Origin of the sequence: Segatella salivae F0493 (assembly GCF_000477535.1) — a bacterium.
GTDB classification, from domain to species: Bacteria; Bacteroidota; Bacteroidia; order Bacteroidales; family Bacteroidaceae; genus Prevotella; species Prevotella salivae.
This window is the reverse complement of the sequence record NZ_AWGW01000024.1, coordinates 151629-168382: the sequence shown is the minus strand read 5'-3', so window position 1 is coordinate 168382 and position 16754 is coordinate 151629. Positions and strand designations below refer to the sequence as shown.

Sequence of the window (16754 nt, the reverse complement as noted above, 5' to 3'; positions counted from 1 at the left end):
AAAACACTCTGCGAGCGCTTCGGTAAGGTACTCCAGCAACGGCAGTCTATGACCATCAACCGCAATGACAAATCCACATCTATTTCCACTCAGATGGATAGCCTTATCCCTGCATCCAAAATCAGTAACCTTACGCAAGGAATGTTTGTGGGGGCAGTATCAGACAACTTTGATGAACGCATCGACCAGAAGATTTTTCATGCAGAGATTGTGGTGGACAGTATCAAGGTATCTGCCGAGATGAAAGCCTACCAACCCATTACCTGTGATAGCAGACTTTACAAACGAAAATGGCTCCGACACTCTCAACGAGACCATCGAAGCCAACTATAAGCGTGTAAAAAAAGAGATTCTAACACTTGTTGATAATGAGATTAGAATAATTAAGACCACTCCAAGTTTATGTCATCTAATAAAGAATGGAGATTAGTGAAGCCTAAGTTCAGAATCCCGTATTAGTAATAGAATCTGATATACAATAAATTCAATTAGATATAAAATAAATAAGACATTCTCTTCTACTGTGTTTGATCAATATGAATATGCTTAATCTAATGATTCTGGTTCATCTTCATTTATATTTTCAGAAGCTGCGGCATCAAAAGCTAAAAATACTTCTAAAAATGCAGTTTCACGAAAGAAATAATTAGGAGCATCGGTCAGTTTATCCTCCATAAAATGAAACCCCCAATTGGCGTACTCCTCCATTGTCTGCATAAGCATGTCAACCGCTTTTCGTGATGTCATTTCGCCTTTTTCCAAAGCAATGAAATCAATGTCGGTACGGGAAACAAGAGCGGTGAAAATATACTCCCGGAGTTTCGGATAGGCTTTTCGTCCTTTGACAGAGTCTAAATTGCCCCAATACTGAATGGGCTGTCCGAAAGTCTTGCGTTTTTGTGTGTCCTCTATGAGTGGTCGCTTTTGGTTGAAATAAAGTCCTATAAAAAATGCGACAATGAATATTTCATAACCACCACCAAAGACTTTTCCTCTGTCTTCACGTAAAGAAGTTGCACCACGCCCATAGTCACAAAAGTTTTTGATGATGCTGTCTTCGTATCTTTTTTCCCATTGTGGATTTCGGTTTGCCCACAAATCATATATTTTTTCTGTCGCCATAATGTGTTATTTTACCTGTTTAACAATTGTTCGAATAGTTGACAAATCCTTGTCATTGAATGGTTCTACTTTCTCAATCCGAAAGACAGAACAAGAAAGTATATTGATTGTGTCGAAATCTAACATCTTTTTTCCTGTTACTTTGTCGATATTGAGCAAGTCTTTCGTAACGATAACACATTGCTTATCAATGGTATCTATTACATTGTAGAAGGTCTCTTCCTTGAACCCGCCGAATGAGGATGTTGGGGCATCAAAAATCAATGGATAGTCTTGTTCGCGTTTCAATGTTGTGATTTGAGAAATGGCAAACAGAACCGACATATACATAGTTGTCTTCAGTGCACCGTTTGGATTTTCGATTCGAGTTCCGTTATCACTATAGAGTTCAATACGTGCAGAATTGTTGAGGGTTTTTCTGATGCGAATTATTCCGTAGAAGTCGTTTTTGTTCAACTTCTGTAAATATTTATTTGATTCCTTCTCAAGAATTTGAAGAAAATTATTAACATTCTGCTCTCTTGCGTTAGCGAATGCTTTGGTTATCTTCTCAAATGCAATATGCACACGCTGATATACCTGTGTCATAGAACTTGTCGGTTCAAGTTGCGACAGTTTTTCTTGTATTTCGTCTCTTGCACTCTCCTTGTATTTTAGAGTGGTTTCCAATTCTGAAACACGGCTTTCAGCAAGACTTTTAGCATCAAAGAAACCTCTTAAATCAGATATACTCTTATCTAACAAATCTGTGCTTAAACCTGATTGCATCAGCAAATCATTTTGTTCTATTTCCAACTCTTGCAGCTGTTTATCCACCTCTGCCAATTCCGCCTTTCTTTTCGCAACAAATTCCAAACGATCTGAAATTGTTGTTGCAATCTTTGCAATCTCCTGCTCTGTGTCGCCACTCAATTTGATTTGGCGAGAATGTAATTCATTGATAAAAAAATTTGGAAACAGCGGCTTATCATCATCTTCTTTTAAACTTGAATTTTTATTGGCCTCCGCTGCTATATGGGCAAGATATTCATTCAGTTTATTACACATAAATTTGTAAGCCTCCGAATCTTTGGGGGCAGGGCGACCGCAGACTTTACAGATTTCATCATCAATCATTTCTTTCATTGTCGCCTCATCGGGCAAATTCCATGGCAAAGGAACGGCATCATTGGCAAGTTTTTGAATTTTTGAGATAGCCTCACGTTCTCCAGCCTCTTTCGCACGACGTTCTGTTTCCTGTTTGTCAAGTCTTCGTTTCTCTTTGCTCAAAGCAGAAACTTTTGCAGAAAACTCTTTTATGATTGCAGGGAAGGAACGTAAAATCCAATATTCATCCAATAAGTTAGTGCTGTACTCGCACGATGACCACGCCACCAACTTCGCCCGCTTGTCTTTCAGCCCTTTGATACGTTCTTTTATAGCTTGATAGCGTTCCGATGTTTCTTGGTTCTTTTCTAGCAATTCCAACTTCGACGAAAATTCATTGATTGAGATTTTCTTTTGATTGAGTTCTGTCTTGATGCTTTGAATGTCGTTTGTAACATCATTCAGTTGTGTATTCAATTCTTTCGCTTGCTTCGATACTTTCTTATCGTTTTGCAATTCACGGTTTGCCGCTCTTGCAGAGCTTTGCTCAAAATTTGATGTCAAGTCAACCAATTTGTCAAAATCCCTGATTCCCGAAAACGTATCAACCAACGTTTTCAACGCAGTGTCATTGTCAAAAACATTGAGTTCGTTTTCCCCTTTGAACAAACAATATTTGCGTAAGACAGGCTCAAAACACCCATTCAACAGCTTGTCGCCGGCTATGGAATGACGTTCCGCACCAACAATGGAATATCCGACAAACTTGTAATCCTTTGTACGAATGTTGTCTCCGGATATTCTCTCAAAAGTGAAACTCTTTTCTATCTCTTTCTCACCATCATGTTCAAAGGTTATGCTTACCGAGACCTCATCACTTTCACCAATTTCTAATTCTGATTTACGCTTTTCGGAAATGTGTGAATCTTTTCTGTTCTCGCCCGTCGTGTCGAACAGCCATTCCAACGCTTCAAATAAGGTCGTTTTACCATCACCATTATCTCCGATAACCAAAGTTAGACCTTTTGATAACGAAAGGTTATTGCTTCCGTAGTAACTACGGAAGTTATTTATTTTTATATCTTTGATAATCATATGTTTGCTTTTAAAAAGTTACTGACTTCATTGTAGATTTCCCTTTCGGTAGCTTTTTGCTCATTTCGGTTGATAATTTGTGCTATGGCTTGGATTACTGCTATTTCAGAATCCAAGGCTTCTGAAATTGACCTGAAATTATCGGGATTGTAGCCATAGAAATTGATAAGCTGTTCATCAGCAATTACAGCCTGTAAAATCTTATCACCGTTGGTTTTATATGTACTCATATTTCACTAATTAAATATGGATAAATTATAATGATTTAATACTTCTTGCAGTTCGTTGTCGGTATCATTCAGATTCTCTGACAATAATGCAAAATCACGGACACGTCTCAACTCGCTTTGCACAAGGCTTTTCTCCAAAGCGTAGCATTCTTCATCAAACACATTGTCAGGTATTACGATGAGGTCGTGAATGATGGCGAAGCGTTTGTCTTTGTGTGTACGTAGAACACGACCACGGCGTTGAATGAATTGGCGTGAGTTTCCTGTGCTTGCACAGAATATAGCAAATTCGCTTCGCGGCACATCAACACCTTCGTCCAAACACTTCATCGAGATAAGCACATCAATGCTGCCATCAGCAAAGCCTTTGAGCATGGCATCGCGGTCGGTTGATTCAGAAGTAAACTGACGGACTATGATATGGGAATTCATATCACGGACAATGCGGGTGAAATCGTCTATCAGATGTTCGGTTTCAGGGTCGGAAGCGATAGCGTCGGATTGGTCGAAAATATCAGCCTCGAAATTGTCGGGCTTGTTGCCTTCGGGAACATAGACCAACGTGTATTTCAGACTATTTTTTTCTTCCATACGCTGTTGAACAATCTGTTGGAAAGCGGACAACTTGTTGGCTGCTTTGTGAATGATACGTTTGCGTTTCAGTAAAAGCATTTTCAATCGTTCCAGACTTTCCTCATCGTGAAAACCCATTATTTTGACTATCTTTTTTGAAAGTTCAACATAATCAGCCATTTCGTTTTTGGTCAGTCGAACAATGTGCGGATAGTAATAATAACGGCACAAAGCACCATTTTGAATGGCTTCAGCCATTGAATATTCAAAGGTGTAATTGTTTGCACAGCCAAAGAAATCCATCAGTTTTCGGTTACCCGTATCGTCAAACTGCCTTTCGGGCGTGGCAGAAAGTCCTATGCGACGCAAATATTGTATATCAGAAAGGCGTTGAGCCATCAATCCGCCACCCATATTGTGAGCCTCGTCAGCGATAAACAAAAGTTTATTTTTGGGAAATTGATTCAATTCCATAAAAACATTGGAACGGACAAACGATGCGTAAGTTGATATGATAATGTATGACAAATCGTTGTTGGCGTTCGTCATTTCGAGCAGGCGAAGATTAGCCGCTGCCGATTTCCAATTGTTATACTTTGAGCAAACTTTTATAATGGTTTTAAAATTGAACTTTTTACATTCAATTTCCCATTGTTCGACAAGTGTAATGGTCGGAACAAGGATAATGGCTTTGTAGTAGCCTAACTTGTTGTAGATCTCAAGAAGACAATTCAGAGAGGTAATAGTTTTGCCCGTACCTGTTGCCATTGCGAACAAGCCTTTCTGCTTGTTATGCTTCCAATTCTCAAATGCTTGTTTCTGATATTCACGTGGACCAGATTCGTATGGGAAACTAGGCCTACCAAAATCAATTGACTCAATAGCTTCTCCTTGCTTCTTGATTCTCTCTATCTCGAATTCAACTTTGTTTTTGGCTTTTTCCAACGCCTTAGTCACAGATTTTGGCAATAACTTATCAGCAATATCCTGCTGAATAAACTTGTATTCATCTTCCAGTAAATCCTTCAGTTCCTTGTTTTTGAACGATTCAGTAATATGGGTTTTCACTCTGTCGGTTGGAACAAAAACAACATTCTCATCTTTGCCTGTAAACACAAGTTCAAACTCTCCGTTGATTTTATTTATGGTAGCGGATGCTGGATTGCCGTCCCAATCGCAGAAAGCCGTAAGGCTTTCGATATTGTCAATCAATGCCGACCGTGAAAAGTTGCAAGAGCCATCGAAACCGACCTTATTCACACCATCAAAAAAAATACCTGTCTTGGTGTGCGAAATACCAATGCCATCTTTTGGGGCAATAATTCTAATATCAAGCCGATTGTTGCGGATGAGCCAGGCAAGGCAATCGAAGAAATGAGTATCTCGTTCTGACAATATATTTTTTAGTTTTTCGATGTCAGTTATATCGAAAAATGGTATGTACAAATCAAGTTCACCACTGGCAATGGCATTTTTATCTTGCTCAGTCAGAATGTCGTTTACAATTAGATTCATACGTCCACCATTATATAGAAACGATGCGAAACCATCAGCTAAGATATTAATTGCAGAAGAGGAAAAGAACCCTAACATTAAATCAAATCTAGTGGCATTACACAAACAATCAGAGAAGAAGCCTATAGGTTCCCACTCTGTCCGCGATTTGAAATGGCGGTGTGCTGGAAATATCACCTCTTTTAGCATAATTACAATCTTATTGTAGCTATTCTTCGTCTTGCCTCAGACAGTTCGATGTTGAATATTGTTGCATACTTGCTTATCATATTAGTATTCTCTCTTTCGGTTAAAATGCTATCATCCATTATCTTTATTAATAGATAATAAACCAATGATTGATTTCTCATAATCATCCTTCTATTTATTGGATTCCATAATATCATATCCCACATATCAGAATGAACATTACGTTTCAAATTTACATAACCAGAGATTATCTCATCGAATGACTTATTTGTTGCTAACAAAATTCTAGCAATAGCCTCTACAAATGGAAACAAACCGATTGGACGGAAAAATAAATTTCCTCCGTTTTCTGTAGAACGTAGTTCTGCAGCGGGATTATCTGAATTATTATTAATGTATACCTCTATCTCTTCAAAAGTAGAATTCATACAATCCCAGAAATCAACCAAATACTGATTAAATTCCGCAATAATATCATCGGACGGTCTGGATTTTAGCATATCTTTTATTTGAGATTTCCCATAATGATGCTGATTTTTTTTGGATATAAATGACTTATAAAGAGAAAGATGACATTCATATAAAGTTATTAATGAAGTAAACGCTTTTTTATCTGTCTGAGGGATTGATTTGTTATTACTAGCTTTTATTCTTTCTCCCATAAACAAAGGATATGTTTCCAATAAATCTCGTGTAACAATAGCTACTATATCATCCTCGTCAAGGGCGATAATATCTCCTAAACGTACAGGTTTAACATATCTATTGAGCGTTGAGAATATTCTTCTTGATTTTTCCCTTCCTTCTGTTGTATTTTGATGACCTATAAGCATTACACTAATAGTCTCATTTTTCAACTCTTCATTTTGTTCCAATGCAGCTCTGATTCCTTCTACTCTATGCTGACCATCAACTGGGAAAATCTTTTCATGACCTGAAAACTCCAATAACCCAATATTAGGATACTGTCTATTTTCTATCTCAAATCGAACTTCTGTCCACAAAGGGTCTCCATCATAAACCGCAAGAACTAAACTGTCAAAAAAACGATCTTCTCGATTTAGTATATAATTTTTTATTTTAATATAGTTATTAGTGAGGGATCGTTGTATCTGCTCCTTTAAAGAATTAGCAGTATGTAATTCCTCGTCTACCTTTTTTACCATCGAACTTATTTGTCTGAAGGACATTGTGGTACAATAGTAAATAGTATTTCCAATTTTTCCTTTTATTGCAGGGATTTTTGCTGACTCCATGATTAAAATGCTTTTTCAGATGGTTGAACATCTAATTTATCTGGTATTTCCGAATTAAAAGGAGGTCTTATTGCACGAATAAGAGCAACCTCATCTTTATCTATTTGTTCATTATCTGTTTCTGGATAATAACGATAAAATAGATAATCTTTCCAATATTTTTTCATTCTGACAATATCTGTTCTTGAATTATCAGAATCATATTCTTTTGCTCGTTTACGAATATGTTGACTACCATTTGAATAATGACACCTACCAATGTAAACAATGTAATTCTCTATGAATGGAAGATTGATTCCTTTTAAGTAAAACATATATATACCACCAGTATTCGTTGGTAGGTTCTTAATGCTATCAGAAATATCTTCTCCTTCATAATACTTTATTTCTTCAGACCACTTAGTTACGTCTGAAATTGGATTTAAATCTTCGATTTTATTATCAATCCAATGATTAGGATTATGATAGTAAGTTATATCATATAACTTATCTTCATCATGTGTATTTAAGAACGCTGCTTTTCTCATGTCAAATAAAACAATTTGCACATAAAACGTCATTATCATCGTCCGTGAATATATCTACCAACAAAGAATTGCTGTTCATCTTTGCTCTTTGTTCTTGTCGTTTAATAGCATCTAACTTAATTTGACGTATACGTTCAGGCTTAATTAAGTCTTCCAAACTCTCACCTTGATTCCAGGTGTAACCATCTTTTTCGTATTCCATTGCCTTTTTAAATAGGTCAGGGTGCTGTTCATAAAGCCAAACCCATTCAATTTTCTGCTGGTAGAAACAGAAATAACAGCCTGAACGGCTTCGACAGTATGTTCCAATCTTTCCATCAACTTCAAAAGGTATCTTTTCGTAATATGCAGGAACTCCAACTCCACTTTCGTGCAACAAACGAAATATATCCTCCTTGACGAGAACTTCATCATTATCTATTAGTGGAAATGAATCCAATTTTCCCACTGGGTAGTCTGTGGTCTTTAGATACTCAAAAACTACGCGGTTGAATAATTTTACGTCAATGTCAAGTAAAGCATTAAGCGTTTTAGAATAATAAAACTGTTTACTAAGTGGTCTTTTTAATATTCCCATAATTTTTTCTTGCTGGGACTCCGAATAAAAATGATTATAGATATCAATTAGTTGTTCCCGCTGATCATTATGGAGAATCTTATTAATAATGTCAATGCTCCAAATATTTCTTCGGAAAGGAAAGACCGCTTGGATATTGGGCTTTGAGGAGATGTATCCATCACGATTTTCATCACCGCGTATGCCGACATAAGATACCGCATAATCATCTCCAACATATTGTTCAAATTCAGCTAATTTCATTTTTTGCGTACACCATCGAGCTTGTGGAGATGGAAGAAATCCACCACAGGCTTTCAGAAAGTGGTCAAAGGGAGTTGCTTCGGGACTCCTTTCTGCTGCACGTAATCGCTTAATACTCCCTAAATAGGCTTCAAGTTTATCTATTAGCCTCTCGGTCTCTTCCAACTCGCAACCCGTGTCAGAATTGTAATACTCTATCTTCATCTGAGGATATTTCTGCTTTAGATAGATAGAAAGGGCAGCACTATCTTTGCCTCCTGATATGCCGAGTATATGTCTTACGTTTGTCATTTCATTTTCTTTTTCAATAAATTCATCAAAGCATAGATATTGAGATTAACATCCTCTGACAATAGCTTCTCTATTTTCGTTTCTAACTCTTTAGAGCGTTTTCTCTCTTCAGCATTTATTTGAAAAGACATGGCTTCAGAAACAATAGAGTGTTTCTCACACTCACGGAAGAGATATACGATATTATCTATTAGTTGTTCCTCTTGGTCATCTTTTAAACGCTCAAGAGGTTGATCCAGAGCAGCATATGCAATACTTTGAAACCATTCTTGTCGATTGTCGAATACTGTCATAACGTGATTATAAAAATCATGTTGCTTGTCCGACAGGAGATGTTCTTTTATATGTGAAAGACGATGACGAATCTCAATGATGTAATCTGAATATTCATATCCTTGTAGTTCAAGCCTTTCGATTAATTGTCCTTCTATTCGATCTATTAGCGCATTATAACACGAACGAAGTTCTCTCACAGCCTTTTGGATGAGATTGCAATAATTTTTTACAAACACCTCATTGTCAAGAGATTTTTTATCGTATCCTAAAGCTTCAGGTAAATCCTCAAAAAACGTCTTCTCCGGATCCTTGGCTTTAGCCAATACATCTCGAAAACGAAGAGTTGTAATATTGTCAAATTTACGTGTGTATTTAGCATAATCATTCAGACGGCTATAAAAAGAAAAGAAAGGTTTTATTGTTTCTATAAACTTGTCTCCTTTAATCTTTTCGTCTTCACTTACATTGATAAACCTTCGATATTGGTTATAGAATTTTATTTTTACACCATCTTCTGTATATGCCTTTATACTAAAATCTGAAGGATGCTTCTTTAATAAATCAAAGAATTCCATATTGACTTCCGGGATATACATACCATTACTTCCAAATAGAGAATAGTCAAGCCGCTTCATATACAAATATGTAGGAATCCAGAAATCCAATACTCCCATCTTTACCTTGTAGGGTTTTTCGGATAGCATCTTAATCAGTTCAGATATTTTTCGCGATTTATCTTGAGTACTACGAAGAAAACTCTCACAGGCATTCCATAAGGGCATAATGCTATCTACTGTCGGCTCTTCTGCAAATTCTCCGCCTTTGTGTAAGCCCGTCGTTTTGAGTAGAGTGTAATAGATTGATTTCTCTGGAGGGCATTTCTCTTTGTCCCATCCAAAATCGTCTTTTTCTGATTCACCAATAAGGGCTTGTAAGTATTTTATACGTGCGGCAGATATGCTTCCGCTCAGTTTATGACGATTAATAAGTTCATTACTTATAACAGGACTAAGAGGATAAACATCCTTGCAAACATAAGATAATAAAGAATTGAAGTCTCGCTGATTCTTTATTATCTTTTCTTCTCCCTTGTAGAACCAGACGACGTGTCCATTATATGAGAATAGGCTTTCTTTAAGCTCTTTTTTTAACAAGTTATGTTCATATGACTTTAGATTGTTAATTTCACGTAAGGCAATATGATCAGTCTTATCAATCAAAGTTTTTTGAATGATATAGTCATAAATCTGTATTTTGTGCAAATGTAAAATAAAAGATTCTGTATTGTTGAAAACTGCAAATACACGTGCATATTCGCAATTTGCACTAAACTTTCGTACCTCATCTGTTGTATTTTCATTTGTTGAGAAAATTAATTCAATAAACCCATCAACTTCTCCAACTGGAATTAAATCCAAAGGACTTTCAGAGAGAAGATACTCAAAATAGCGAGGTGTACCACTATAGTAATAATATGCCTTAACAGGAACTATATGATTGCCTAAAATGTCTCTAAGAGAATCAACAGGGTTCGTTGGAATAGATACAATAGTCGAAGCTTTTATAATTTCATCTTCAATGTTTACATCAGTCCCTTCAAACAGGATAAATCGTGATTTGTACTCTGCATACCTTATAATACGACGTCGAATCAGTTCATCTAGTAAATTTTCTGCAAAATCTATTGACATAGCTTGTTTCATATAATCGACAAGCTCATTCTTTGACATAGAGAATCCCGCCCCTCCAAAAATATTGAGAAGACCGATTGCTTTTATTGTCTTTATTGCTTCCTCCATTAATTGAGTAGTCTTCCAGTCGGCAGTTTCCACACGTTCTATGGCTACAAGGATAGCTCTCCATCCCATTGAATCTGCATTTGCATCAGACAAATATGAATGGAAATAAGCTACAAGATAATCATAAACTATACTCAAATTATATGTACAAGTAGGCGTAGGCTCAAAAGAATTCAGAGCATGAGATCCATTAGCATTCAGAAATGAAAACAAAGAACGTTCATTCTGGCCATATTTTTGAATAGCCTTTGTGAGTATTACTGCAGAAAATGCATCTAAAGGAAAGAGTTTTCGTATCGTCTCTTCTTTGAGTGTCGGCACTATAAGCTTACACTTTAGAGCCATTGCATAAATACTAGATACCTGCATGTCAGCATTGATAACCTCATTGTTAAGAGACTCCGCAGCCATATACAACAACTGCTCTACAGGTTCTGCAAACACCACTTCTTGGAAGCGTCCTTTTACTTTTGTCCATTCGTTCTTTTGAACCGAACTGAGTTTGGATGCATATGAACTAAAATTTTGATGGAGAGTTGTTAGCAAAAGAATATTTCTCTCAGGCATATTGACAAACTCTGCCAGCTGTTGCACAAAGTATAGTTCTTTCTCAACTTCATTTTTTGCTGCGTGTTCAAGAAGTTTACCAAATTCATCAATGACTATTACTAGCATTTTATTCTGCCTTTTCAATCTATTGTAATAGTTTTTTAATAGTTCTATCGCAGTATCTCCATTCGCCTTCTTATTTAATTTATCCATTATTAGCCGCTCTAATGAAGAATACTCTCCAATTATGTTTAGTATGTCAACTCCGCTAACTGGAGCTAAGACTCTTAGGTTTTTTATCAAAGCAGCCTCAGAATCAAATCCAATTAGGTCTCGTTCTAATTTCAGAAGGAAACACGACTTTCCTGTACCATATGTCCCAATGATGGTAAAAGAATGAATGCCTGCTTGATACTGATTAACGATTTCGCCCGCTACTTTTTGAACATTGGGTGTAATAATGTATTTTTCATTACCTGTAACCCCGGATTCTATATTGGCCGATGGACTATAATTCTTCATTTCTATAGTAATATTTAAGAACTTCGTAGGGTAGCACTCTCTTGAGAAATTGTACTTGTCTCAATCCTGCTGTATCGGTATAACGAAATATATTTGGGAATTTTGTCTGTAGTTTCATAAGTATATTGATGAGCCCCATATCGTTAAGACAGAATACATTGCCTATCATCTGAAGTGTATCATAGTCTACACTATCAGTATTACCTTTTTCCTTAACGATAGCGTAAAGGAGTATCTCAATAGGTAATTGTCTCTTTCCTTCAATATTAAAAGAGTATTGTTTTTCATCACTTGATAACGATATTAAATCTAAATCTGCTAATAGAACAGAATAATCTTCCATAGAAGAGGGTGTGCGTGAAAGAGAATAGTTTTGCAAAAGAACGCCAACGTCTTTTTTTATAGTATTTTCGTTAAACTGTTTTATTTTCCCATTCTCAAGCATAAAACGTTTGACAAATGCAACAACATGATTTCTGTCAAAAGTCATACGTTCTCGCTGAAATCGTGTAAAAAATAAATTATAAAGGGTTGCTTCATTAGATCTTACAAGTTGGTAATGTAAAAGCCATAATGTACCTAGATCTTCCATAAAAGGATCTGTACCACTATTTGAATCAAAAATTAGATGAGCAACATCAGTTACCCCATCATTATTTATTAGACCAAAAGATCGCATCCAATAACGTATAGATGCTACCATATTTTTCCCAACTCCGAGTTTAACAACAGAGTAAAGATTGTTCCAATCATTATTTTCTAGAACAAAATCATATCCTTTTTTAAGCCACAATGTCTTACAGGGGAATGATTCGTGTCCTGAAAATGTATATTTAGTTATAACCATAGTTAGAATTACAATTAAAGCTTTTAGCAAAATGTCTATCACTAATAGATTTCTTAGTATCTATTATCAAAAGAATACGTAATAGTTTCATACTTATTCTTTTGAAGAACAAATTAAAGAACGTACTTCTATATCTAACAGCTTAGCAATTTCGTAAAGATTTTCCAAAGAGGGTTGAACCTTGTTGGAACACCATTTCGAGACAGTATTTTCCGACCTTCCGAGTTGTTCTGCAAGCCATTTGCTTGTTCGTTGTTTTTCAACAAGCATAATTTTGATTCTATTTATTATCGCCATACGATGATTTTATTTATCTGGACAATGATTATATTCCACACAAAGGTACTCTTTTCTGATCAGATTAAGCAAGAACGTTCACAGAAATTCCGAAAAATCTTCATATTTCCAATATTTCCCCATCATTTCCTGCTATATCCTTGCCTTATAAAAGGCTTGTTTTATACATGTATTTTTGCAGAAAATAGTTATTTATTCATCTTAAATACAAAAAATGGAATCAAACAGTAATGACAATTACGTGCTGGTCCTGGAAGACCGCACGGAGGTAAAGAATGAACAGGAAGCGGGTAAATTGTCCGTCGTATCCAGTGTTGACGAAAAGGGAAACCTTAAAATCACTGAAGCAATTGCTGCCAATCAGGCAGCGTTCTTGAAGTTCAACAACAAGGACGGACTGCTGAAGAACTTCATGGCCAACTTCCTCAAACAGTTCAATAACCCGACTCATTTTGGACTGTACAAGGTATTGGCAGACAATGTGGAGCAGGGCGTGGACAATCTGCGCACCATGCTACAAAGCCGTGAAAAGCCAGAAAGCAATCAGCAGCTGGCTGAGATGGGCGTTCCCTTTGAGGACTATCTTCCCCAGCAGAAGAATACTACTGCCATCGATGAGTCGAAGGTTGATTGGAAGCAACTCGATAATCTCGGACTTACCCGTGAGCGATTGAAGCAGAGTGGAGAATTGGAAAAGATGCTCAATTGGCAGAAGAGCAATCTCTTGACGATTGCCGTTCCCATTGGCGACACAATCATCTACACCGAAGCTCGCCTTGCTTTTCGCACGGACGATAACGGCAATATCGGTTTGGCAATTCATCCTTTGAGAAAAGAACCACAGCTTGATTTTCCCTATATGGGTTACAAGTTCTCTCCCGAAGAAAAGGAGCAACTCCTTGCTACGGGTAATCTTGGCAAGACCATTGAGGTAACACCTAAGAACGCTGAGCCTTTTTCTGCTTACGTCTCTATCGATCCGCAGACGAATGAAATCATAGCCCTGCGCGCCGACCGTGTGAACATCCCCAAAGAAATCAAGGGCGTAACGCTCTCTGACACTCAGTATAAAGACCTTGTGGAGGGCAAAGCAGTAAAGGTTGAAGGTATGACTGCTAAGAGCGGTAAGTCTTTCAACGCCACCCTGCAGATCAATGCCGAGCGAAAGGGCATTGAGTTTATCTTTGGCGACAACAAGAGTTTAAGAGAACGACAGGAACACAAACAGACACAGCAGCAAGGCGTACCCCATAAGCTCTGCGGACTGGAACTATCAGATAAACAGCGTGAAGCCTTGGATAGCGGTCGTACACTATATCTAAAGAATATGGTGGACAAACAGGGACAACCTTTCAACGCATACGTTCGCATGGACAAGGAACAGAACCGCCCACGTTTTTACAAGTGGAATCCTGACAAGAAGCAGGAAACTGGCAAGGAAAAGGTGGTTGCCGTAGCCGAAGAACACAAAACGCAGGTAGCCGTGAACAACCACGGCAAGACGAATGAAGCTACCAAGAATGTGAAAGAGCCCTTGAAGACGGGACAGACACAGCCTACTGCCGAGCAGAAGCAAAAGCAGGACGAAAACAAACAAAAGAAGTCCCGTGGACGTAAGATGTAACCCTTAATTCTATTATCGACTATGACAACTTGTATTATTGCCGAGAAACCCTCGGTAGCCAGAGATATTGCCCGCATCGTAGGAGCAACGACCAAGCAAGACGGATATTTGGAAGGCTGCGGCTATGTCGTTACTTGGGCAATGGGACACCTCATCGCCCTTGCCATGCCTGAAACCTACGGTTTTTCCGCTTATAAGCGTGAAGACTTGCCCATCCGTCCCAATCCATTTCTGTTAGTGGTACGACAAGTACGTAAGGACAAGGAGTATGTATCAGACCCTGCAGCATTGAAGCAACTTAAAGTGATACACTCCTGCTTTGACAAGGCAGATCGTATCATTGTCGCCACCGATGCAGGGCGAGAGGGTGAGCTCATCTTTCGCTACATCTATCAATATCTTGATTGTAAAAAGACTTTCGAAAGACTTTGGATAAGTTCACTCACAGACAAGGCTATCCGTGAAGGACTTTCCAATCTCAAACCTGGAAACTGTTACGACAATCTCTATCATTCTGCCAAGGCAAGAAGCGAAGCCGACTGGTTGGTGGGTATCAATGCCAGCCGTGCATTGTCCATCGTCCGCAAAGGCGGCTATTCTTTGGGACGGGTACAGACCCCAACTCTTGCTATGGTCTGCCGTCGGTACATAGAGAATCGTGATTTTTCTTCCGTACCCTATTGGAAATTATCTGTTTTTACAGAAAAAGAGGGCATGTCGCTGAAAGCCGTTGGCTGTAAAGACTATGAGAATGAAGCATTGGCACAGACTGCTCTCGCTACACTTCGCAGTCAGAGCCAGCTTACGGTAGAAACGGTCACAAGAAAGGTAATGCATACCGCGCCACCACTCTTGTACGACCTTACTGCCTTGCAGAAAGATGCCAACAGACGCCACGGCTTTTCTGCAGACAAAACCCTCTCGATAGCCCAGAGTCTCTATGAGAAGAAAATCACGACCTATCCCCGCACAGGCAGCCGATATATCAGCGAGGATGTCTTTGAGGAAGTACCCACCCTACTGCGTAAGACAGGAGCAACAATTACGGAACCTCTCAACCGCCATTCTGTGGACAATACAAAGATTACTGACCACCATGCCATTATCCCGACAGGTGAGCCACCATTAGGATTGTCGACAGATGAAACAACTATCTATCAAATGGTAGTCAATCGCTTTATCGAAGCCTTTTTCCCCAATTCAGAGGAAGAGCGTATGTTGGTACGATTCACTGACGGCACCAATACCTTTACTTGGAAAGTATGCCGACAAATCTCTTTAGGTTGGAAAGCCGTACAGAAAGGTAAAGAAGCGGAGGCAGATAAGAAAGAAGATGGTGACGAACAGTTCTTGTCTTCATTACCCAACTTGGCAGAAGGTGAAGTCCTGACACTGCTTAATGCAGATATAACCGAGCATAAGACCAAACCTAAACCGCTCTACACGGAAGCAACACTACTTTCTGCTATGGAGAACGCCGGAAAAGAGGTTGAAGATGCTGAAAGTAAGAAAGCAATGGCAGAGTGCGGTATCGGTACACCTGCCACCCGTGCCAACATCATCGAGACGCTTATTCTCCGCGACTATATCCGCAGGGACAAGAAAACCATCATACCTACCGAGAAAGGCCTGGCTGTCTATGAAATTGTCAAGGACAAGAAGATTGCCAATGCAGAGATGACAGGCAGTTGGGAACTTGCCCTTGCCGCTATTGAAGCAGGAAAGATGCCATCTGATAAGTTCGCACAGGGCATCAACTCATACGTGGGAACAATCTGCGAGGAACTCCTCTCGCTTTCTTCAGAGCAGAAGTCCTATCCTGTATACCGCTGCCCAAAGTGCGGACAGCAGAGTGTCGGCATCTATGCCAAGGTAGCCAAGTGCAGACATGAAACCTGTGGCTTCCACATGTTTCGTGAAGTCTGCGGCATACATCTCTCTGAAGATAACATCCGTGACTTGATAAGTTCTGGTCGTACGCCTATCCTTAAAGGGCTGACCAGCAAGGTAGGCAAGACATTCAATGCCCGACTTGTTTTGACGGATGATTATACCACAACCTTTGAGTTTGAACAAAACAAGAAACGGAAATAGCATATTACTTCATTTCTGATACTAAAGTCTGACATTACGGTC

General features: G+C 38.5%; 12 protein-coding genes and 1 pseudogene. 3 read left to right on the top strand and 10 right to left on the bottom strand.

What is annotated here, in order from left to right; all coding sequences use genetic code 11:
• Positions 1-430 (top strand): annotated as a pseudogene (locus HMPREF9145_RS12860) (conjugal transfer protein TraG); the annotation flags it as partial.
• A gap of 116 nt (positions 431-546) precedes the next feature.
• On the opposite strand, the gene HMPREF9145_RS07630 reads toward HMPREF9145_RS12860, so the two are convergent.
• The 10 genes from HMPREF9145_RS07630 to HMPREF9145_RS12855 all read right to left on the bottom strand — a co-directional run bounded on the left by HMPREF9145_RS07630 (position 547) and on the right by HMPREF9145_RS12855 (position 12994).
• Positions 547-1122 (bottom strand): hypothetical protein, encoded by a 576-nt coding sequence (locus tag HMPREF9145_RS07630; protein WP_021825663.1) that lies wholly within the window; start codon positions 1120-1122, stop codon positions 547-549.
• 6 nt (positions 1123-1128) lie between these two features.
• Entirely contained in the window at positions 1129-3303 is a 2175-nt protein-coding gene (locus HMPREF9145_RS07625) for an AAA family ATPase (RefSeq protein WP_021825734.1), read from the bottom strand.
• The gene (locus HMPREF9145_RS07620; RefSeq protein ID WP_021825723.1) at positions 3300-3533 is read right to left on the bottom strand and encodes a hypothetical protein; all 234 of its coding nucleotides are present in this window, start codon (positions 3531-3533) and stop codon (positions 3300-3302) included. Before HMPREF9145_RS07620 ends, HMPREF9145_RS07625 begins: the two co-directional genes overlap by 4 nt.
• Positions 3534-3539: 6 nt before the next feature.
• Complete coding sequence (locus HMPREF9145_RS07615) at positions 3540-5810, bottom strand: DEAD/DEAH box helicase family protein (protein WP_021825669.1); 2271 nt, start codon at positions 5808-5810, stop codon at positions 3540-3542.
• Positions 5811-5812: 2 nt separating this feature from the next.
• Positions 5813-7066, bottom strand: a complete 1254-nt coding sequence (locus tag HMPREF9145_RS07610) for a DNA sulfur modification protein DndB (RefSeq protein WP_021825760.1) — start codon at positions 7064-7066, stop codon at positions 5813-5815.
• Positions 7067-7068: 2 nt separating this feature from the next.
• Positions 7069-7593: a hypothetical protein gene (locus HMPREF9145_RS07605; RefSeq protein WP_155945286.1), complete on the bottom strand. Its 525-nt coding sequence runs from the start codon at positions 7591-7593 to the stop codon at positions 7069-7071.
• Between the two features lies 1 nt (position 7594).
• Complete coding sequence (locus tag HMPREF9145_RS07600; protein ID WP_018919963.1) at positions 7595-8704, bottom strand: adenine nucleotide alpha hydrolase family protein; 1110 nt, start codon at positions 8702-8704, stop codon at positions 7595-7597.
• Positions 8701-11850, bottom strand: a complete 3150-nt coding sequence (locus tag HMPREF9145_RS07595; protein ID WP_021825698.1) for a hypothetical protein — start codon at positions 11848-11850, stop codon at positions 8701-8703. The genes HMPREF9145_RS07600 and HMPREF9145_RS07595 overlap by 4 nt, the downstream gene beginning before the upstream one ends.
• Positions 11837-12697 (bottom strand): DUF4007 family protein, encoded by an 861-nt coding sequence (locus HMPREF9145_RS07590; RefSeq protein ID WP_018968361.1) that lies wholly within the window; start codon positions 12695-12697, stop codon positions 11837-11839. The genes HMPREF9145_RS07595 and HMPREF9145_RS07590 overlap by 14 nt, the downstream gene beginning before the upstream one ends.
• Positions 12698-12790: 93 nt before the next feature.
• Positions 12791-12994, bottom strand: coding sequence for a helix-turn-helix transcriptional regulator (locus HMPREF9145_RS12855; RefSeq protein WP_021825707.1), 204 nt, complete (start codon positions 12992-12994; stop codon positions 12791-12793).
• 214 nt (positions 12995-13208) lie between these two features.
• On the opposite strand from HMPREF9145_RS12855, the gene HMPREF9145_RS07580 reads away from it, so the two are divergent.
• Together HMPREF9145_RS07580 and HMPREF9145_RS07575 are read left to right on the top strand one after the other, a co-directional pair.
• Positions 13209-14618, top strand: a complete 1410-nt coding sequence (locus HMPREF9145_RS07580; protein WP_021825685.1) for a DUF4099 domain-containing protein — start codon at positions 13209-13211, stop codon at positions 14616-14618.
• A 21-nt stretch (positions 14619-14639) separates the two neighbouring features.
• Positions 14640-16712 (top strand): type IA DNA topoisomerase, encoded by a 2073-nt coding sequence (locus tag HMPREF9145_RS07575; protein WP_021825728.1) that lies wholly within the window; start codon positions 14640-14642, stop codon positions 16710-16712.
• Positions 16713-16754 lie beyond the last annotated feature (42 nt).

Excerpts from the sequence above, each read along its gene's own strand:
- HMPREF9145_RS07595 (WP_021825698.1), bottom strand. The coding sequence starts at position 11,850 with ATGAAGAATTATAGTCCATCGGCCAATATAGAATCCGGGGTTACAGGT.
- HMPREF9145_RS07615 (WP_021825669.1), bottom strand. The coding sequence starts at position 5,810 with ATGCTAAAAGAGGTGATATTTCCAGCACACCGCCATTTCAAATCGCGG.
- HMPREF9145_RS07590 (WP_018968361.1), bottom strand. The coding sequence starts at position 12,697 with ATGGTTATAACTAAATATACATTTTCAGGACACGAATCATTCCCCTGT.
- HMPREF9145_RS07620 (WP_021825723.1), bottom strand. The coding sequence starts at position 3,533 with ATGAGTACATATAAAACCAACGGTGATAAGATTTTACAGGCTGTAATT.
- HMPREF9145_RS07605 (WP_155945286.1), bottom strand. The coding sequence starts at position 7,593 with ATGAGAAAAGCAGCGTTCTTAAATACACATGATGAAGATAAGTTATAT.
- HMPREF9145_RS07600 (WP_018919963.1), bottom strand. The coding sequence starts at position 8,704 with ATGACAAACGTAAGACATATACTCGGCATATCAGGAGGCAAAGATAGT.
- HMPREF9145_RS07610 (WP_021825760.1), bottom strand. The coding sequence starts at position 7,066 with ATGGAGTCAGCAAAAATCCCTGCAATAAAAGGAAAAATTGGAAATACT.
- HMPREF9145_RS07575 (WP_021825728.1), top strand. The coding sequence starts at position 14,640 with ATGACAACTTGTATTATTGCCGAGAAACCCTCGGTAGCCAGAGATATT.
- HMPREF9145_RS07630 (WP_021825663.1), bottom strand. The coding sequence starts at position 1,122 with ATGGCGACAGAAAAAATATATGATTTGTGGGCAAACCGAAATCCACAA.
- HMPREF9145_RS07580 (WP_021825685.1), top strand. The coding sequence starts at position 13,209 with ATGGAATCAAACAGTAATGACAATTACGTGCTGGTCCTGGAAGACCGC.
- HMPREF9145_RS07625 (WP_021825734.1), bottom strand. The coding sequence starts at position 3,303 with ATGATTATCAAAGATATAAAAATAAATAACTTCCGTAGTTACTACGGA.
- HMPREF9145_RS12855 (WP_021825707.1), bottom strand. The coding sequence starts at position 12,994 with ATGGCGATAATAAATAGAATCAAAATTATGCTTGTTGAAAAACAACGA.